The organism is Bacillus sp. D48C (genome assembly GCF_053345735.1).
In genome coordinates, this window is sequence record NZ_JBKFAQ010000004.1 from 392,840 (window position 1) to 411,103 (window position 18,264).

Consider the following 18,264-nt stretch of genomic DNA (forward strand, 5'->3'; position numbering starts at 1 on the left):
AGTTAAACTCCAAGTATAAATAAGCTACCGTCTGTAATACGGTAGCCATTACGGAACATTGTATTTCCGTTTATATATATTACTTAAGATCGAAGAAGGAATTTGCTCGTAACGAATTTTCTCTCCTGTTTCATCTATAATATACGAATTGTTTCCTATATAATATATTCCATCTTTTCGCTTTGAGTACACTGGATATCTTTCGTTCGGCAATACCGTTTTCACTTTCGTTAACTGTCCATTTGGTTCTTGCCAATATATATCTGCGCGGTCTACTAACGTAAGTACTCCAATTTGTTCTTCTTCTATTTTTCGTCCATTCCAGCTCACAACGCGATAACCAAGCTTATTCGCTTCATATTCGGGGCTCGTATGAAAACGAGAAATGATTACTTTTGTTTGTAATTGTACTCGGTCATATAACCATTGTATATCCCTGTCATGCATGCGAATACAGCCATTTGATTCCCTACTTCCAATCGTCCATTCCCGATTTGTCCCGTGAATCGCATATTCATTCTTATCTAGCCCAAGCCATCTCGTACCAAGAGGGTTATTCGGTGCACCCCCAGCTATTTTTTTTCGATGGTATTCTTTATTTTTAAATTTAGTTATAATACAAAAATTACCTTCAGGCGTAGGTGTACGATCTCTTCCAGTCGTTACTGGAAATGTTTTTGTGTAATTTCCATTCTCAAAAAAAGACAACTGGTTTGTGGTAAGATTCACTAATATTAAATGATCTGTATCAGCAAAAGCACTAACCGGTAGGAAGAAAAATAATAGTAAAACGAAACATACCCTTTTCACCTATATCCCCCCTAGCGCTCACCATAATAATTGTAATTAGCTTTACTTTGCTCTTATAAATGAAAACTATCCATTTACAATAACGCCCCCATTTACATGTATCATTTGTCCCGTAACATAAGAAGAATCACCAGACGCTAAATATACATATGCCGGCGCTAACTCATATGGTTGACCAGGCCTTTGCATCGGGACATTGCTCCCAAACTGAGAGACTTTCTTCTCATCAAAGCTCGATGGAATAAGCGGTGTCCAAATCGGTCCCGGCGCAACACCATTTACACGAATTCCTTTTTGTACTAATGATTGAGAAAGTGATCTTGTAAAAGCAACAATAGCTCCTTTTGTTGCGGAATAATCAATTAACGTTTCATTTCCTTCATATGCAACGATAGATGCCGTATTTATAATGACATCTCCTTGTTTTAAATGAGAAAGTACTGCTTTCGTAACGTGAAAATAAGAAAAAATATTAATACGAAAAGTCTTTTCTAGCTGTTCTGCTGTAATATACTCTAGTCCTTGCTGCGGATATTGCTGCGCGACATTATTTACTAAAACCTGTAAACTACCTAGCTGCTGGACGGTCTCTTGAACAACATCTTTACAATGCTGTTCATCACTTAAATCACCCGGCAACAATACACACTTTACTCCTTCTTTTTCAACACGTTGTTTCGTCTCATTTGCATCTTCTTCCTCATCTAAATAAGCAATCGCAATATTTGCTCCCTCTTTCGCAAAAGCGATGGAAACAGCTCGTCCAATCCCACTATCTCCCCCTGTAATTAATACATTCTTTCCTTTTAACTTTTCGCTACCTTTATAATTTGAATCTTCAAACTGCGGAAGTGGATTCATTAATGATTCAATACCAGGCTGTTTATTTTGATGTTGCGCTGGCATTGTTACAAAGTTTTTTTGCTGTGGCATAGCTTCTTTCAACTCCTTTTCCTTATAATGTGCATAATAAAAACTGAAATTCACACATCAAGTTACGATTAATATTCGAATTTAAGACACAAAATATGAATTGTTGTAAACTTTTTATACAAAACTATTGCAAAATAGTTAAAAAACGAATATTATATATAACTGTTGTGAAAATTATTCGTAAACAGAAAGGATGTTTATATGTTTAACCTTTCAAAACATAAAACTTCTATTAAAACTGAAATTATGGCAGGTATTATTACCTTCTTAACAATGGCATATATCATTGTCGTAAACCCTGTCATCCTTGGGGATGCAGGTGTTCCATTTGAACAAGCATTTACAGCAACAATTATCGCTGCTGTTGTCGGAACATTATTTATGGCGATCTTTACAAACTTACCAATCGCAATTGCACCAGGTATGGGATTAAATGCTTACTTCTCTTACTCTGTTGTAAAAGCGCATGAAGGCATGACTTTCGCAATTGCATTCTCTGCTGTATTCGTAGCAGGTATGATTTTAATTTTGCTATCATTTACATCTTTCCGTACAAAATTAATGGAAGCAATTCCTGAAAACTTAAAACATGCAATTACTGCTGGTATCGGGCTATTTATCGCCTTTATCGGTTTACGTTTAACAGGTATCGTTACAAAAAATGATGCAAACTTAGTTGGACTTGGTGATCTTCACTCTGCTCCAGTTCTACTAGCATTAGCTGGACTTGGAATTACTATTATCCTTATGTCTTTAAATGTAAATGGCGCACTATTTATCGGTATGCTATTAACTGGTATTATCGCTTTCTTCACAGGACAATTAACATTCTCAAACGGTGTTACATCAATGCCTGGATTACCAGAAGGAATTATCGTTTCAAATCCAATTACTGCTGTATCTGACGTAATTAACTACGGATTATACGGCGTTGTATTCTCATTCTTCCTTGTTACATTATTTGATACAACAGGTACATTACTTGGCGTTGCACAACAAGGTGGATTTATGAAAGACGGAAAGCTTCCAAAAGCAGGACGAGCTCTTCTATCTGACTCATTCTCAGCAACAATCGGTTCTATGTTCGGAACAACACCATCAACAGCTTACATTGAATCATCTGCTGGTGTTGCAGCTGGTGGTCGTACTGGTTTAACAACTGTTACAGTAGCTGTTTTATTCGCACTAGCAGCATTCTTCGGACCATTAGTAAGTGCCGTTTCTGGTGTATCAGCTATTACTGCACCATCATTAATTATCGTTGGTAGTCTTATGATGGGATCAGTTCGCCACATCGATTGGGACGCATTTGATGAAGCATTCCCAGCATTCTTAGTAATCTTAAGCATGCCACTTACATCAAGTATCGCAACAGGTATCGCTCTTGGATTTATTTCATACCCACTTATGAAAGTGGCAAAAGGTAAATTCCGTGCTGTTCACCCACTTGTATATGTATTTGGAATTTTGTTTGCTTATCAATTAATATTCTTACCACATTAAAAAAGTAGAGCATCGAAATCCGATGCTCTACTTTTCTTTTATAACAATCATTCAAACTATAACGGTCCCTCCAAAATATGAAGGAGCTTATAACCTTTTAATATTTCTCTTCTACCTGTAATTCTTTACTATACTTTTGAATGAAAACTGATGAAATAACCATTACTATGCCCACACTAAAACTAATAAGTTGATCTAATAACATTTCATCATGAATAAACCAGCGAAGTAAAAATACGCTACCAAAAATAAACATCATAATAAATCCAGTATGTCTAAGTCCTTTATATACATTTTCCATATGTATCACCTCTTCACATACTTTTATCCATATTATACCATAATCTAAAAACGTGTATAACCAACATTCGGTATTGAAACCAATAATAAAAAGACTGCAGAGAAATTCTTCTCCGCAGCCTAATCATTATTTTTGTAAAAACGACTGTAAATCTGCAAACTGTCTCTTTGCATCTTCATAGCCTTGCTCGTATAAATTTTGTAGTTTTGCTGTATCTTTTTCCATACGATCTACTTGAAGCGGCACTTCTGGGCGAATAACAAATAAATTACCCGCTTGCTCTTCTTTTTCAATGTAGTGAAGCGTTTCATTATACACTTCATAACGATTCAGCATCGTGTTAACAAGGTTCGGATATTTTTTATACGCTTTCGCTGCAATCCATCCAAACTTTGATTTTTTCTTCGCGTAACCGTGATTTCTCGTTAAAATAACGACTAATTTTTTAAATCCATCTTCTTGCGCTTTACGAACTGGAATCGGATCAGAAATTCCTCCATCTAATAACTGCTTACCACGGTAATTTACTACAGGTGCAATGAAAGGTAATGAACTAGATGCTTGTAATAAATTTAGTGCATCATCATTTGTCCCCTCTTTTTCAAAATAAACAGACTGTCCTGTTTCACAATCTGTTGTGCCTACAAGGAAACGCTCTGGACTATTAAAGTATGTTTCAAAATCAAACGGTACATGCTTTTCTGGAATCTCATGAAAAATGAACTCCATATCAAATAATTGGCGTTTTCTCCATAAGTTTTTATACGATAAATATTGCGGGTGTGATGCATAATCAATATTTACTGTTTTATTTCTATTTCTTTGTCTGGAAAGATACGACGCTGCATGACAAGCACCAGCTGATACACCGATTACATATGGAAAATATAAATCTTGTTCCATAAAATATTCTAATATCCCGCCCGTATATACACCACGCATACCGCCGCCTTCTAATACTAACCCCGTATTTTCAAGCATGTTACTCTCTCCTCTATATATATTGACTCTTTAATTATTCACCATGTTAAGTATCTTTTTCTATTATATATGAGTTCTTTCAGAAATTATATTCAAAAGACTTGAGAAAAAGGAGTTTTTTCTTCCAATTATATTTCCAAATGATCTGAGACATCCTTTATAAACCTTTGAATAAAGTCTTGCTCTGCTTTCGTATAACCATCTAAAAGTAACAGCCACTTTTCTTCAGCTTGCTTATGCAATTTTTCATGAGCTATATATATTTCATTCCCACTTTCCGTTAAGCGGAAGAAGATTTCTTTTTGATTATCTAACATTTGCATCTTCTCAACGAATTGCTTTTGAAACAACTTTGTACAAATTTTAGAGATCGCTCCCTTCGTCATGCCCATTTCTATCGTGATTGCCGTTACATTCATCAAACCATTTTTTCCGATACATTCGATTACATGTAACTCAGATAAAGACATACTACTTACACCTGTCTCATAAAAAAACTTCTCGTTTTGTCGTTTTAAATGTTCTTCTTTTTTATGCAAAAGTGTACGAATGTCCGACAGTATTTCCATTTGCTTCGTTGTATGCTTCAATCCGTTCGCCTCCCAAGTTTCCAAAGAAACAATTTAACTATATACCATTTTAAAATTATTTTTTCATCTTTACAAGTGAGAAAATCATGTTAAAATAAATTTAGTTTCCAAGGAAACTAAAATACAAGGAGGTTAACAAGATGAAAAAATCTAAACTAACTTTCATTTTATATGTTGTCTGTATTAGTGCCTTACTCGGTTCCTTCGCTCAAAATATTTACACACCTATCTTACCGATGATTCAAAATTCTTTTCACACTTCTCTTTATCTTGTAAATGTAACAGTTTCACTTTTCACATTCGTTCTTGCAATTATGCAGCTCGTATATGGACCTTTAATTGATACAAAAGGGAGAAAATCTGTCCTTATCCCTAGTTTAGTCATTAGTACAATTGGTTCAATCGGATGTGCTTTTTCGGCAAACATTTATTTATTTCTCTTTTTTAGAGCTGTTCAAGCTATAGGAATAGCGGCTATACCTGTAGTTTCAGCAACGATTATCGGCGATTTATTTGAAGGAAAAGAACGCGGAGAAGCGATGAGCCTGTATCAAATGTTACTTGCTCTCGCACCTGCAATGGCTCCACTCATAGGTGGTTATCTTGGCAGTATACATGGTCACTTATCTGTATTTCTCTTTTTATCTACACTTGGCATTATCTTATTAATTATAAACATTTCACTACTTCCAGAAACAAAGCCAAATGTAATTAAGCGGTCTAAAGAACAAAAGAATTACTCTCTTATCTTAAAAAATAAAACTGGATTTTCTATTACTCTTATTGGCTTCATTCAATTTTGTATTTACTTTTGCTTTCTCGTTTTTTTACCGAGCATTTTAGCAAATTCATTTCATTTAGCTGCAAATGCAATTGGTCTTATGTTTGTACCAATGTCTCTTTCTATCATGCTAGGAAGTTATTGCTACAAGCTTTTGCAAAAACGCCTCACAACAAAGCAAGCTTTATTCATCACTAGTTTCTTCAATATTATATGTGTCACTTTATTCTCTTTCACATATAGCATCAATATCTCATTCATCATTATCGTTACATCTTTATACGGTTTTAGTATGGGACTTTCTATGCCAACTCACACTACTTTATTAACGGAGGAATTCGTACAAGAACGCGCAACAGCCATCGGTATGTATAACTTCATACGCTATCTCGGTATGGGCACAGGGCCACTTGTAGGTGGATTTCTTGTATTTAATCAAAATTACTTTTGGATTTTCTTCCTAGGTGCAATTACATTTCTATTTATCATTTTATGCGCAATGAAAATGCTACGTTTTCAGGCTGTACAAAAAGCAAAATAGAGACCTATAGATGGTCTCTATTCTAAACTCTTTGATCTGCAACGATATGAATATCAATATACTTCGTTTCTCTCATAATTTCATTTACAATTGAACCTTTTCGAATTTCTTCCCACCTTGTTCTTGCTGATTGTCCGAGTAAAATTTGCGTTACTTGTAGTCTTTTCGCAACTTCAATAATAACATCCGCTGGCTTTCTTCCTTTTGCCTCTTCTAAAACAAAACTCGCATCAAATTGATTCGTTAACGACTTCCACTCTTCAATCGTCTGCTTTTTCCCAGCTGAAATAGAATCTATATTTTCCCTCTCAACGTTTAATACGTACAATTCAGCATTTAACCGATCAGCCATGCGCCATCCCCGTCGTATTAATTTCTCCGCTGTCGAACTGTATTGTACACAAACAAGAATTTTTTCTTTTACACCAATCGGTTCTATTACTGTTTGGCTAATTTTCTCGTCCATATCATCTGCCACTTCCCGAAGTGATAATTCTCTTAGTGCCCCTAAATTATTAAGCGTAAAGAAATTTTGTAAGCTTTGCTCTATTTTTTCTTCCTTATATATCTTTCCATCTATTAACCTCTTCCTTAATACTTCCGGCGTTGCATCAACGAGCTGAATTTCATTTGCTTTTTGTAAAATAAAATCTGGAATACGTTCTCGCACTTTAACATTCGTAATTTGAGCAACAATGTCATGAACACTTTCTAAATGTTGAATATTAAAAGCTGATAAGACGGATATACCGGCATCTAGCAATTCCTGTACATCCATATAACGTTTCTTATTTTTAGATCCAGGAATATTGCTATGCGCAAGTTCATCCACAACAACGACTTGCGGTGCACGTTTTATAATTCCTTCCACATCGAGTTCATAAAATACTTTCCCTTTATACTCTATTTCTTTTAAAGGAACTTTTTCTAAATCAGCAATTGCTTCTTCCGTCTCTTTTCTACCGTGCGTTTCAATTAAACCAATTACAATATCCGTACCATCCTTTTTCATTTCTCTTGCATCAAAGAGCATTTTATAACTTTTTCCTACTCCTGGAGCCGCTCCTACATATAACTTTAACTTCCCGCGGTTTTGCTGACGAATATATTCTAAATACTCTTCTGGTGTTCGCCTTTGAAAAGTTGGTTTATAGTCATCCGCATACAAAACACTCACAACCTTTCTTTCGAAACAACGCTACCTCAATCCGTTAGATTGAGGTAGCGTTGTTTCTATTTCAGTAGTTTCTGCAATTCTAAATTTAACTTTAAAACGTTTACGCGGTTCTCTCCAAATAAGCCAAGTGCAGCACCTTCTGTTTGATCTTTAATCAACTGATTTAGCGTTTCTTTCGTAATATTCGTTAATTTAGAGATACGATCCACCTGCACAGAAGCTGCCTGCGGACTAATATCAGGATCTAGCCCTGAACCTGAATTCGTCACTAGATCAATCGGCACTTCTGTTACCGGAACAGCCCGATTTTGTTTCTTCCACTCTTCAATACTTTTCTCTACTCGTTTCTCTAAATCTGGATTAGATGGTGCATAGTTATTTGAACCAGATGCTTCAGCCTTATATTCAATACTAGAAACACGCCCTTGAAAATAACGTGGATCCGTGAAGTTTTGACCAATTAATTTAGAACCAATCACTTCATTTTTATCATTATATATTAGACTTCCATCCGCATTATCCTTCATCACTGCTTGTGCAATACCAGTAACAATAAGTGGGTATACAAGTCCACACAACACTAGAAATGTAAAAGTAATACGGATAATTGGTGATAGTATACTTTGTTTCTTCTCCATCTTTTTCCCCTCTTCCTTATATAAACAAGCCGACAATCATATCAATTACTTTAATTCCAATGAATGGTACAATCACTCCGCCAAGTCCATAAATAAGTAGGTTTCGGCCAAGTAGTGCATTCGAACTCATTGGTTTATATGCGATACCTTTCATCGCTAACGGAATGAGTAATGGAATAATAACAGCGTTAAATAGTAATGCTGATAAAATCGCTGACAGTGGTGATGTTAGTTTCATAATGTTTAATGCCTCCATTTGCGGAATCGCAAGTGTAAACATTGCTGGAATAATCGCAAAATATTTTGCTATATCATTCGCAATACTAAACGTCGTTAACGCACCTCGCGTCATTAACAATTGCTTACCGATTCCTACAACCTCAATAATTTTTGTCGGGTTCGAATCTAAATCAATCATATTCGCGGCTTCTTTCGCAGCTGTCGTACCACTATTCATCGCTAATCCAACGTCAGCCTGCGCTAATGCCGGCGCATCATTTGTACCATCACCTGTCATCGCTACAAGTTTCCCTTTATCTTGCTCTGCTTTAATAACCGCAATTTTATCTTCTGGCTTACACTCAGCAACAAACTCATCTACCCCTGCTTCTTTTGCAATCGTTGCTGCTGTTAACGGGTTATCACCTGTACACATAACCGTTTTAATCCCCATTTGGCGCAATTGTTCAAAACGCTCACGCATACCTGGCTTTACTGTATCCTTTAAATAAATTAAACCGTAAATACGATTATCCACTGCAACTACAAGTGGTGTCCCGCCCTCTTTGGAAATGGAATCTGCTTTTTGATTTACATCTTTCGGAATCGTTCCACCTTGTGACCTAACCCATTCAATTACGCTACCTACAGCACCTTTTCTCACTTTCGTTCCATCCTGTAAATCCACACCACTCATTCTCGTTTCTGCTTTGAACGGAACAAAATCACCTTGCTCTGCAATTTCTCGATTATATGATATAGCTTTCGTTTTTACATATTCTATAACTGATCGACCTTCTGGTGTTTCATCTAAAACTGAACTAATCGCGGCCCATTTCCCTACTTGCTCAATCGTCTCATTTCCTACAGGCAATAATGTATGAGCCATCCGGTTTCCAAAAGTAATTGTACCCGTTTTATCTAAAATAATTGTATTAATATCGCCCGCAGCTTCTACTGCTTTCCCTGACATCGCTAACACGTTAAATTTTGTCACCCGGTCCATCCCAGCGATACCAATCGCTGATAGCAAACCACCAATTGTCGTTGGAATTAAACATACTAACAATGCTACGAGTACAGCTGTATCAATTTGAAAACCTAAATAATTTGTAAAAATCGGCAACGTCACAACGACGATCAAGAAGATAAGAGTTAAGCTCGTTAATACTGTATTTAAAGCAATCTCATTCGGCGTTTTTTGACGAGCAGCTCCTTCTACTAAAGAAATCATTTTGTCGATAAATGATTCACCAGGATTACTCGTAATAACAATTGTAATTTCATCACTTACCACCATCGTTCCACCTGTTACGGAACAAAAATCACCACCCGCTTCTTTTATTACAGGAGCTGATTCTCCTGTAATTGCAGATTCATCTACAGACGCTAATCCTTTGATTACTTCACCATCATTCGGAATCATTTCTCCTTGTTTTACGATAACAACATCACCTTTTCTAAGATCAGTTGCTGAAACTTGGACAATGTCTCCATTTTCTTTTACAACATTTGCAAACACATCTTTCTTCGACTGCTTTAAAGAATCGGCTTGCGCTTTACCACGACCCTCTGCTAATGCTTCTGCAAAATTCGCAAATAAAACTGTAAATAATAGAATAAGAGAAACTGTTATATTAAACCATCCTGGTATACTACTAGAACTGCTTGGAAGAAAAGATAAAATGAACGTAATGATAAACCCAATTTCCACAACGAACATAATCGGATTCTTTATCATGACTTTCGGATTCAATTTCGCAACGGATTGTTTCATCGCATGTGTTACGATATCACGATCCATCGTTTTCGCTTGTCTAACTTCATCTTCTACAGCATGTATTTGTGACTTATTTAATTGTTTTTCTTTTACTACTACCGGTCTCATCATTTACCCTCCATTACTTCAATGTAAGAAATTCTGCAATTGGTCCGAGTACTAACATCGGGAAAAATGTTAATGCACCGACAATTACAATTGTTCCGATGAAGATGCCACCAAATAAACTATTATCTGTACGGAACGTTCCAACTGTTTCTGGCACTACCGTTTTTTCTTTCAACGAAGCTGCCACAGCTAGCATCGTAATTAAACTGAAGTAGCGTCCTAAAAACATAACTAAACCAGTCGTAATATTCCAAAACGGTGTATTATCTCCTAATCCTTCAAATCCAGATCCGTTATTCGCAGCTGACGATGTATATTCATATACAACTTGTGTTAAACCGTGGAAACCGGAATGAGAAATAGCATCCGTTCCTAAATTTGTTGAAAGAGCTAATGCCGAAAATCCTAAAATGAGCAATGGATGAAATAAAATCGTGACTGCGATTAATTTCATTTCCTTACCTTCAATCTTTTTACCTAAAAACTCTGGTGTCCGTCCAACCATTAACCCAGATATAAACACCGCGATAATTGCATACATAATAATGTTTACAAAGCCTGCTCCAACTCCGCCATACACTGTATTTAACATCATATTTACGAGGGGAACTAGACCACCAATTGGTGTTAACGTATCATGCATCGTATTAACAGCGCCTGTTTCAGCAGCTGTCGTTACTGTTGCGTATAGTGAAGAAAATACTGTTCCAAATCGTACTTCTTTCCCTTCTGTACTTCCTTGTACATGTTCGATACCCATTCCATTTAATGCCGGGTTCCCGTTTAGTTCAGATGTCGTAATCGTTATAAACCCTAGTAAAAATACCATAAATAGTGACACGAAAAGGATGCGGCCTTGTTTTTTATTTCCGACCATTCGTCCGTACGTAAATGGAAGTGCTGTTGGTAATAACATCATAAGCATCATTTGCAAAATATTACTCATTTGTCCTGGATTTTCGAAAGGATGCGTAGAGTTTGCTCCGAAAAATCCACCGCCGTTATTTCCAAGTTCCTTAATGGAAACGAATGATGCAACAGGTCCGCGTAAAATACTTTGCTTTGCACCTTCAATCGTTTGTGCTGTAACCGCCCCATCTAACGTTTGTGGTACGCCAAGTGCGACAAAAACTAGTGCCGCAATAAATGCGATAGGAAGAAACACTCTCGTTAACGCTCTCGTAAAATCAACGAAAAAGTTACCAAGTTCTTTTCCAGCAAGTCCTCTTATAAATGCCATAACGAGTGCTAATGTCGTTGCCGGTGCTGCAAACATTAAAAATGTAATTCCGATTAATTGTGATAAATAAGATAAACCATTTTCACCGCTATAATGCTGTAAGTTTGTATCAGCCATAAAACTAATTGCTGTATTAAAAGCGAGCGTAGGCTCCATTCCTTCAATATGTGCTGGATTTAGCGGCAACACACCTTGTAATCTGAAAATGAAATATACGACAACAATCATAAATCCATTGAGTAAAACTAATGATAATGCGTACTGTTTCCACGTTTGATTGTATGCTTTTACACCTGTAATTTTAAAAATAAGTTTTTCAAAAGGCCCGAATACTTTATCTAGCGTTTTGCTACCTTGAAAAGCTTTCTCTAAATAAATCCCCGTTGGCTTTGCTACTAAAATAAACAAGAGCATTGTAATAATGACTGCAACCCAAATCATAATGAATGATTCCCCCTAATTAAAACTTCTCTGGATTTAATAATGCATACACTAAATACACTGTAATTGCTGCGACTATAACCGATAAGACAATCATCATGATTGCTTTCCTTCTTTCACAACTTTATCTGACCAACTTGCAAGACTTGCCATCGATGCAACTAATAAAATAAAAATCCCGACCATTACAACATCTAACATAACTATCCCTCTCTTCATTTTGTTAAAATTTACCATTTAAATATTAAAAAAGAACACTGAGCTCTACTCAGTGTTCAAAAAATGAACAACAAAAAGTAAACCTCCTCTCTAAACGCTTACGAGGTTAGCTGTCGGATTCGGGCCTAAAGAGTAGCCCTACTTTCAAAACTGAAAGATTCACCCCAAGTGACGATGCACAAAATTGGTTCCCCCGCTCCATTTCTGGAACTCAGCGATTTTAGGTTTTTTTGGAAATTTTATGAATGATTTATGAGAGTAAATATACTCCTCTATATTTCACTTGTAAAGGGGTAAATTACTGAAAATAAGAAAATATCCATCTATTTAAACGCTTACATTGAGTATTATTAATATTCTTTCATCTATTTACTCGTCTTTTCTTTCATTTTCACAGAAATGATCTTTTCGATACGAAATAAAAAGAGCGAATGACATAAAGTGCATAGCTTGTTGCACTTAGCATTCGCTCTTTTTATTTCACTATTTATTCTCCTCGTAAAAAAGCACGTAAATTTCTCCCGCGAATATAAACTTGTGACAATTCTGCATGTAGCTGCTCATATTCGATAACATCTGTTTTTAAATATAAAGCGTCTTTCGATGGCAATATGATATAGGGCCTTGGAAAAATAGGATCCAGCACCACCAATTCTTGAACTCGCTCTACTGATATCGCCCAACGATTCGCTATATCTCCTAGTAACAACACTTTCATCTTCTTTTCCTCCACCCTATTCAAAAAATAAAAAAGAAATATTATCACAATTCGTAAACACGACAAATTTAGCTCCAATTGTTTCATAGAGCCTCGCTGGATATCGTTTATTCCTTGTAACAACAGTAATAGGTGCTTGAAAAGAAAAGCGAATGTGTTCTGTGAAGAAACTAACGATTGGAAGCTCATCTCCTAGTAAAATCACCTTCTTAATACACTCACAAATACTAGTAAAGTCCTGCTCCTTACTGCAACTATAAGTCCAATCAAACCCACAATTCCTAACTTCAGCCGCTATCTCTTCATTTGCCGTAAAAATAATTAACTCATGTTGAAATGATACTAGATCTCTTAAACTATCTACCTTACTTTCTTCTCCAACACAAATAAGTGTTAGTTCCATGTACCTCATCCTCCTTAGTATAAAAGAAATCAAACATAGATTGATATTCCCCTATACTAATCAGATCGATGAAGTGATGTATCCATCATGGCACCGTCCTCTCTCAAGACGCTTACGAAGTTAGCTGTCGGATTCGGACTTTGAGAGTAGCCCTACTTTCAAATTTGAAAGATTCACCCCTAGTGCAGACGCACAAATTGGTTCCTCCGCTCCATATAATTGGACTCAGCGTTTACAAAAAAATATATTCTGGCTGATATATTACTCCTGTATTTTGAAAAAGTAAACAGAAAAAAAGCCAGTTATAAAACTGGCTTTTCACTTATCTATACACGCGTTCTATTCACTTTATACGCAAAATGATTCGTCGGTCCATGACCACTACCAATATTCAATGGCTCTTCAATTGCTATACTAATAAATCGTTTTGCTTCTTGAACAGCATCTTTAATTGAGTATCCTTTCGCAAGTCCTGCTGTAACCGCTGAAGCAAATGTACACCCACTTCCATGCGTTTGCTTTGAAGGAATTCGCTCGCTTCTAAACTCAATAAATTTTTCTCCATCAAAGAGGAAATCAATTACTTCATTACCTTGATATTCTGCATGTCCGCCCTTCATAAGCACATATTTAGCACCTAATTCGTGCAATACTTTTGCAGCTTCCTTACTATCTTCAATATTATGAATCTCCATCCCAGTTAACACTTCTGCTTCTGGGACATTCGGTGTTATAACAGTTGCTACTGGTAATAAATATTCTTTTAATGCTTGAACTGCTTCTTGCTGTAATAATGATGCACCGCCTTTTGCAATCATAACGGGATCTAGCACAATATTATTCCAGCCAAACTTTTTAATTTGTTCTGCAACAATTTGAATTATTTCACTACTAAATAACATTCCTAGTTTCACTGCATCTGGTGTTAAATCCGTACCAATTGAATTCAGCTGTTCTGTAATACCTTCTAACGGAACAGGATATACCCCTTGAACGCCAAGCGTGTTTTGAGCAGTAATTGCCGTAATAGCCGTCATTCCGTATACACCAAGCTCTTGGAATGTTTTTAAATCTGCCTGAATTCCAGCACCGCCGCCGCTATCAGACCCTGCAATTGTTAAAGCTTTATTCACTTTCATCCCACTCATCCTTTTCTATCCAAAATAGCGATGATAAATCGTTTTTGCTTCGCTTATATCTTTCGTTCCATGTACGAGTACACGACCATCTTTAAAAGCAACTAATCTCTTTTCTTCCACAGAAAATGATAATAAATATGGATTTACATTTAAATCATTTACACGATCATCCAGCAGCTTTTTGTACCTCTCAAAATCCATTTCCTCTTTATGAGGTGGTCTAATTTGAACTGTATTTCGCCCGCATAAAACTGCTGTTTTCGATGTGTTTTCTTTATTTAAATACGGGTATATCGCATTCTCTCCGCACGAAGGACAATTGTGTTTACGAAGCTTTTGCACATTCATACATGAATATTCATTCTTCCATACATCAAATGACACAAGTCCATCTCGCAGTGATTCGTAATCTTCTACTAACAGTTTAAGAGCTTCTGTTACTTGATGAGAAACGACGAGAGATACAGCAGGTGATATAATACCCGCTGTATCACATGTTGCCCCGCCAAGCGGAATCGACTGTAATAAACATGATAAACATGGTGTTTTACTAGGAAGGATTGTGTAAGAAAGACCGTAACTACCTACACATGCACCGTAAATCCATGGAATAGAATATTTTTGTGCTATATCATTTACAATAAAGCGTGTTTCAAAATTATCAGTCGCATCAATCATTACATCAACATTTGTAACAAGTTCTTCTAGCTCTTCAGCTGTTACATCTTGAACGAGAGCTTCTATTGTTACATCACTATTGATCTCTTCTAAACGTTTTTTAGCCGCTATAGCTTTTGGAAGATTATTCTTTACGTCGCTCTCTGCATACAATTGTTGTCTTTGTAAATTACTCCAATCTACATAATCACGGTCAACAATTGTTATCTTGCCAACACCTGCTCTTACAAACATCTCTGCATTTGCACTACCTAATGCACCTGCACCGATAATAAGCACATGCTTTTCTCTTATCTTTTGCTGTCCTTCTTCTCCAATTGGAGAAAATAGTTCTTGGCGAGAATATCGATTATTCAACTACGCTCATTCCTTCTAAAGGACTACTTGCAGTTGCACAACGCTTACGTGCAATACGACCTGCTTCAAATCCTAAACGTCCTGCCTCAATACTTAATTTCATTGCTTGTGCCATTTTAATAGGATCTTTTGCTCCTGACACAGCCGTATTTAATAACACACCATCCGCTCCTAATTCCATTGCAAATGCCGCATCAGCTGGACTACCAATACCGGCATCAACGATAACTGGTACTGTCGCTTGTTCAATAATGAAGCTCAAATTTAATGGATTTACAATACCAAGCCCTGAACCGATTGGTGATGCTCCTGGCATAATCGCATGCACGCCAAGCTCTTGTAATTTACGTGCTAATACAACATCATCAGATGTATACGGAAGTACGATAAATCCTTCTTCTAGTAACATTTCAGATGCCTTTAACGTTTCTACCGGATCAGGTAATAACGTTCTATCATCACCAATAACTTCTACCTTTATCATGTCACAAAGCCCAGAGGCTTTTGCTAATTTTGCAATACGAACAGCCTCTTCAGCGTTTTTTGCCCCTGCTGTATTTGGTAATAACGTATATTTTTTCACATCAAGTTTCTCTAATAAATTAGGTTGCTTTGCATCAAAGATATCCATACGACGTACTGCAAACGTTAAAATTTCAGCTTCAGAAACGTCAATTGCCTTTTGCTGCACGTCAAAATCAGGGAATTTACCTGTTCCTAATAAAAGTCTAGAATGAAATGAAAATGGTCCAATGTTTAACATAATCAACCGCCTCCTACGAAAGTTACAATCTCAATTTGGTCTCCATCAAAAACAGATGTATCTGTATGATCATCTTTTTGTAAAATATCTTTATTACGCTCTACTACAACAATTCTGTTATCTAGCTCTAAATGTGTAAGTAGCTCGGCTACTGTTTTTACACTCTCTGGCACTTCAATTTGATTACCATTAATTTTCAAATTCAAACTTCCATCCCCTTTCTAAACCGTTTTAGAAAGCAATGAATCTAGCAAATGATTCTCTTGCTTTCCTTCTATTAAATCAGCCATATATTGGCCAGAAACAGGACTTAATAAAATACCGTTTCGATAATGGCCCGTGCAAGCATATAAACCTTTTATTTCTTCATGCTCTCCCATATAAGGAGCTTCATGATTCGATTGTGGTCTTAATCCTGCCCACGTGCTTTCCCATTCTGCTTCTTTTAAAGCTGGCAATATTGTATAAGCACGCTCTAATATAGAAGTTATACTTTCTGGCTGCACAGTTTTATTGAACGTATGTGGCTTCATTGTTGCCCCAATTACGTAACGTCCACCGCGCTTTGGAGTAATGTAAAATCTTTCTTGAAAAATAGGTGCTTTTAAAAGTTGTTTTCTACTTCTTACCGCAACCACTTCTCCTTTAACTGGATATGTACCCCAATCGCGGTGAAAATAACTGAGTAACTTCGTGCTCCATGAACCTCCTGCAATAACGACTTTCTCACATGTGACAATACCTTCACTTGTAATAACTCCAGTCACTTTATTATTTTCAATACGGATATCAAATACTTCTGTCTGTTCATATATATCAGCACCGGAAATCGCTGCAGAATGTGCGAATGCTTTCGTAAGCTCTGGTGCAATAACATGACCGTCTTTCGGATAATATACTGCTCCTATAATAGATTCGGATAGATATGGCTCTTTTTCCCGCACATGGTCTCCCGTTAGAAAATAAGAATCTTCACCTATTTTCTGCTGCCAATCCATAATGTGAAGAATTCTTTCCTTCTCATCTTCATTTTGAGCAATACGATAAATTCCTTTTTCTTCATATCCAATATCAATACCCGTCTTTTCACGTAAAACTGCTGCAAGTTGTGGAAATATAGCTCGGCTTTCTCTAGCAAGTTCAAATAGCGGATCATACGCATCCCATTCTGCTTGAACACCAAGTAAACCAGCAGCTGCTTTCGAAGCTTCCGATGCAATTTTTTGCTTCTCTACAATCGCTACTTTATGTCCTCTTTCTGCTAGAAAATGTGCAACTGAACTACCAATTACACCACCACCAATAATCGCTACATCATACTTCTCACACATGTTTTTCCGCCCACTTTCTTATTGATTCCTTATAAGACTTCGCTTTGCTATACGGGTTACTACTACTTAAAATTCCAGACATAACAGCAATTCCACTTACTTCACTTGCCAGAATATCCTTTGTATTCTCAGGAGTAATCCCTCCAATAGCTATAATTGGTATCGATAAGCTCCTTGCAATGTCCGAAATTTCTTCAAGCCCTCTCGCTGGCACACCTTTTTTACACTCTGTTAGGAATACATGACCATAAACGAGCGAATCAGCCCCGTTCTTAAAAGCCTCTATCGCCTCTTCTAAAGAATGTACGGAATAACCGACATGCAAATAAGAAAACTTTTCTTTCACTGACCTTACATCTGTACTTCGATATCCTAGTTGAACACGCGGGATATTTAATAAAATAGCAATATCAATTCGATCATTGATAACAAGCTTTGATGCTGGAAAGCCTTTTTTCAAAAGGCTTTCCACCCCTTCATATAATTCCTTCGTACTTTTCTCACGCTCACGAATATGCAAATAATCAATCTCGCTCTCAATTTGCATCGCTACACTCACTAACTCTTCGAATGACATGTGACCATTTGAGATTACATGAAGCTCATTTTTCAT

Annotated in this window: 21 protein-coding genes and 2 riboswitches; of the genes, 2 read left to right on the forward strand and 19 right to left on the reverse strand. The window is 36.6% G+C overall.

Annotated features, from left to right (window positions below; translation table 11 throughout):
- Window positions 1-48: 48 nt before the first annotated feature.
- The gene (locus ACLBXA_RS13920; protein ID WP_000831959.1) at window positions 49-810 is read right to left on the reverse strand and encodes a L,D-transpeptidase; all 762 of its coding nucleotides are present in this window, start codon (window positions 808-810) and stop codon (window positions 49-51) included.
- Window positions 811-876: 66 nt separating this feature from the next.
- Window positions 877-1,743, reverse strand: coding sequence for an SDR family oxidoreductase (locus ACLBXA_RS13925; RefSeq protein ID WP_001136291.1), 867 nt, complete (start codon window positions 1,741-1,743; stop codon window positions 877-879).
- A gap of 201 nt (window positions 1,744-1,944) precedes the next feature.
- Here ACLBXA_RS13925 and ACLBXA_RS13930 point away from each other — a divergent pair, with 201 nt between their 5' ends.
- Window positions 1,945-3,246, forward strand: coding sequence for an NCS2 family permease (locus tag ACLBXA_RS13930; RefSeq protein WP_000482710.1), 1,302 nt, complete (start codon window positions 1,945-1,947; stop codon window positions 3,244-3,246).
- 97 nt (window positions 3,247-3,343) lie between these two features.
- Here ACLBXA_RS13930 and ACLBXA_RS13935 read toward each other — a convergent pair whose 3' ends face one another.
- From ACLBXA_RS13935 to ACLBXA_RS13945, 3 genes are all read right to left on the reverse strand, one after another.
- Window positions 3,344-3,547 carry a hypothetical protein gene (locus tag ACLBXA_RS13935; protein WP_000432808.1) on the reverse strand — a complete coding sequence of 68 codons (204 nt, stop codon included), beginning with the start codon at window positions 3,545-3,547 and terminating at the stop codon, window positions 3,344-3,346.
- Window positions 3,548-3,673: 126 nt separating this feature from the next.
- The gene (locus ACLBXA_RS13940) at window positions 3,674-4,528 is read right to left on the reverse strand and encodes a patatin-like phospholipase family protein (RefSeq protein WP_000892702.1); all 855 of its coding nucleotides are present in this window, start codon (window positions 4,526-4,528) and stop codon (window positions 3,674-3,676) included.
- 128 nt (window positions 4,529-4,656) lie between these two features.
- Window positions 4,657-5,118 (reverse strand): MarR family transcriptional regulator, encoded by a 462-nt coding sequence (locus ACLBXA_RS13945; RefSeq protein ID WP_000683325.1) that lies wholly within the window; start codon window positions 5,116-5,118, stop codon window positions 4,657-4,659.
- 140 nt (window positions 5,119-5,258) lie between these two features.
- On the opposite strand from ACLBXA_RS13945, the gene ACLBXA_RS13950 reads away from it, so the two are divergent.
- The gene (locus tag ACLBXA_RS13950) at window positions 5,259-6,440 is read left to right on the forward strand and encodes an MFS transporter (protein ID WP_000748724.1); all 1,182 of its coding nucleotides are present in this window, start codon (window positions 5,259-5,261) and stop codon (window positions 6,438-6,440) included.
- A gap of 22 nt (window positions 6,441-6,462) precedes the next feature.
- Here the strand turns inward: ACLBXA_RS13950 and kdpDN are convergent, their stop codons facing one another.
- From kdpDN to tenI, 14 genes are all read right to left on the reverse strand, one after another.
- Window positions 6,463-7,617 (reverse strand): KdpD-like non-kinase potassium sensor, encoded by a 1,155-nt coding sequence (gene kdpDN, locus ACLBXA_RS13955; RefSeq protein WP_074790778.1) that lies wholly within the window; start codon window positions 7,615-7,617, stop codon window positions 6,463-6,465.
- Window positions 7,618-7,673: 56 nt separating this feature from the next.
- Window positions 7,674-8,255 carry a K(+)-transporting ATPase subunit C gene (gene kdpC, locus ACLBXA_RS13960; protein WP_000412611.1) on the reverse strand — a complete coding sequence of 194 codons (582 nt, stop codon included), beginning with the start codon at window positions 8,253-8,255 and terminating at the stop codon, window positions 7,674-7,676.
- A 16-nt stretch (window positions 8,256-8,271) separates the two neighbouring features.
- On the reverse strand, window positions 8,272-10,362 hold the full coding sequence (gene kdpB / locus ACLBXA_RS13965; protein WP_447617259.1) for a potassium-transporting ATPase subunit KdpB: 2,091 nt from the start codon (window positions 10,360-10,362) through the stop codon (window positions 8,272-8,274).
- Between the two features lie 13 nt (window positions 10,363-10,375).
- Entirely contained in the window at window positions 10,376-12,043 is a 1,668-nt protein-coding gene (kdpA, locus tag ACLBXA_RS13970) for a potassium-transporting ATPase subunit KdpA (RefSeq protein WP_000638330.1), read from the reverse strand.
- 19 nt (window positions 12,044-12,062) lie between these two features.
- Entirely contained in the window at window positions 12,063-12,143 is an 81-nt protein-coding gene (gene kdpF / locus ACLBXA_RS13975) for a K(+)-transporting ATPase subunit F (protein ID WP_000973728.1), read from the reverse strand.
- Window positions 12,140-12,244: a SipW-dependent-type signal peptide-containing protein gene (locus ACLBXA_RS13980; protein WP_000887894.1), complete on the reverse strand. Its 105-nt coding sequence runs from the start codon at window positions 12,242-12,244 to the stop codon at window positions 12,140-12,142. The genes kdpF and ACLBXA_RS13980 overlap by 4 nt, the downstream gene beginning before the upstream one ends.
- 99 nt (window positions 12,245-12,343) lie before the next feature.
- A riboswitch (cyclic di-AMP (ydaO/yuaA leader) is annotated at window positions 12,344-12,489 on the reverse strand.
- Between the two features lie 260 nt (window positions 12,490-12,749).
- Complete coding sequence (locus ACLBXA_RS13985) at window positions 12,750-12,980, reverse strand: hypothetical protein (protein ID WP_000866301.1); 231 nt, start codon at window positions 12,978-12,980, stop codon at window positions 12,750-12,752.
- Window positions 12,981-12,996: 16 nt separating this feature from the next.
- A complete protein-coding gene (locus ACLBXA_RS13990) occupies window positions 12,997-13,383 on the reverse strand; it encodes a hypothetical protein (protein WP_000424067.1) in 387 nt (128 codons plus the stop codon).
- A gap of 93 nt (window positions 13,384-13,476) precedes the next feature.
- Window positions 13,477-13,624, reverse strand: a riboswitch (cyclic di-AMP (ydaO/yuaA leader).
- Between the two features lie 85 nt (window positions 13,625-13,709).
- Window positions 13,710-14,522 (reverse strand): bifunctional hydroxymethylpyrimidine kinase/phosphomethylpyrimidine kinase, encoded by an 813-nt coding sequence (gene thiD, locus ACLBXA_RS13995; protein WP_000867375.1) that lies wholly within the window; start codon window positions 14,520-14,522, stop codon window positions 13,710-13,712.
- 15 nt (window positions 14,523-14,537) lie between these two features.
- The gene (gene thiF / locus ACLBXA_RS14000; RefSeq protein ID WP_001065427.1) at window positions 14,538-15,557 is read right to left on the reverse strand and encodes a thiazole biosynthesis adenylyltransferase ThiF; all 1,020 of its coding nucleotides are present in this window, start codon (window positions 15,555-15,557) and stop codon (window positions 14,538-14,540) included.
- Entirely contained in the window at window positions 15,550-16,320 is a 771-nt protein-coding gene (gene thiG / locus ACLBXA_RS14005; RefSeq protein ID WP_000931981.1) for a thiazole synthase, read from the reverse strand. Before thiG ends, thiF begins: the two co-directional genes overlap by 8 nt.
- Window positions 16,321-16,322: 2 nt before the next feature.
- Window positions 16,323-16,526, reverse strand: a complete 204-nt coding sequence (gene thiS, locus ACLBXA_RS14010; protein WP_001049505.1) for a sulfur carrier protein ThiS — start codon at window positions 16,524-16,526, stop codon at window positions 16,323-16,325.
- Between the two features lie 15 nt (window positions 16,527-16,541).
- The gene (gene thiO, locus ACLBXA_RS14015) at window positions 16,542-17,651 is read right to left on the reverse strand and encodes a glycine oxidase ThiO (protein WP_000333297.1); all 1,110 of its coding nucleotides are present in this window, start codon (window positions 17,649-17,651) and stop codon (window positions 16,542-16,544) included.
- The gene (gene tenI, locus ACLBXA_RS14020; protein WP_000787187.1) at window positions 17,644-18,264 is read right to left on the reverse strand and encodes a thiazole tautomerase TenI; all 621 of its coding nucleotides are present in this window, start codon (window positions 18,262-18,264) and stop codon (window positions 17,644-17,646) included. The genes thiO and tenI overlap by 8 nt, the downstream gene beginning before the upstream one ends.

Coding starts and splice junctions, on each gene's coding strand:
- kdpB (WP_447617259.1), bottom strand. CDS start 10,362: ATGAGACCGGTAGTAGTAAAAGAAAAACAATTAAATAAGTCACAAATA.
- kdpC (WP_000412611.1), bottom strand. CDS start 8,255: ATGGAGAAGAAACAAAGTATACTATCACCAATTATCCGTATTACTTTT.
- ACLBXA_RS13940 (WP_000892702.1), bottom strand. CDS start 4,528: ATGCTTGAAAATACGGGGTTAGTATTAGAAGGCGGCGGTATGCGTGGT.
- kdpF (WP_000973728.1), bottom strand. CDS start 12,143: ATGATGATTGTCTTATCGGTTATAGTCGCAGCAATTACAGTGTATTTA.
- thiG (WP_000931981.1), bottom strand. CDS start 16,320: ATGTTAAACATTGGACCATTTTCATTTCATTCTAGACTTTTATTAGGA.
- kdpA (WP_000638330.1), bottom strand. CDS start 12,043: ATGATTTGGGTTGCAGTCATTATTACAATGCTCTTGTTTATTTTAGTA.
- ACLBXA_RS13935 (WP_000432808.1), bottom strand. CDS start 3,547: ATGGAAAATGTATATAAAGGACTTAGACATACTGGATTTATTATGATG.
- tenI (WP_000787187.1), bottom strand. CDS start 18,264: ATGAAAAATGAGCTTCATGTAATCTCAAATGGTCACATGTCATTCGAA.
- ACLBXA_RS13980 (WP_000887894.1), bottom strand. CDS start 12,244: ATGTTAGATGTTGTAATGGTCGGGATTTTTATTTTATTAGTTGCATCG.
- ACLBXA_RS13925 (WP_001136291.1), bottom strand. CDS start 1,743: ATGCCACAGCAAAAAAACTTTGTAACAATGCCAGCGCAACATCAAAAT.
- thiO (WP_000333297.1), bottom strand. CDS start 17,651: ATGTGTGAGAAGTATGATGTAGCGATTATTGGTGGTGGTGTAATTGGT.
- ACLBXA_RS13990 (WP_000424067.1), bottom strand. CDS start 13,383: ATGGAACTAACACTTATTTGTGTTGGAGAAGAAAGTAAGGTAGATAGT.
- ACLBXA_RS13930 (WP_000482710.1), top strand. CDS start 1,945: ATGTTTAACCTTTCAAAACATAAAACTTCTATTAAAACTGAAATTATG.
- ACLBXA_RS13985 (WP_000866301.1), bottom strand. CDS start 12,980: ATGAAAGTGTTGTTACTAGGAGATATAGCGAATCGTTGGGCGATATCA.
- thiD (WP_000867375.1), bottom strand. CDS start 14,522: ATGAAAGTGAATAAAGCTTTAACAATTGCAGGGTCTGATAGCGGCGGC.
- ACLBXA_RS13950 (WP_000748724.1), top strand. CDS start 5,259: ATGAAAAAATCTAAACTAACTTTCATTTTATATGTTGTCTGTATTAGT.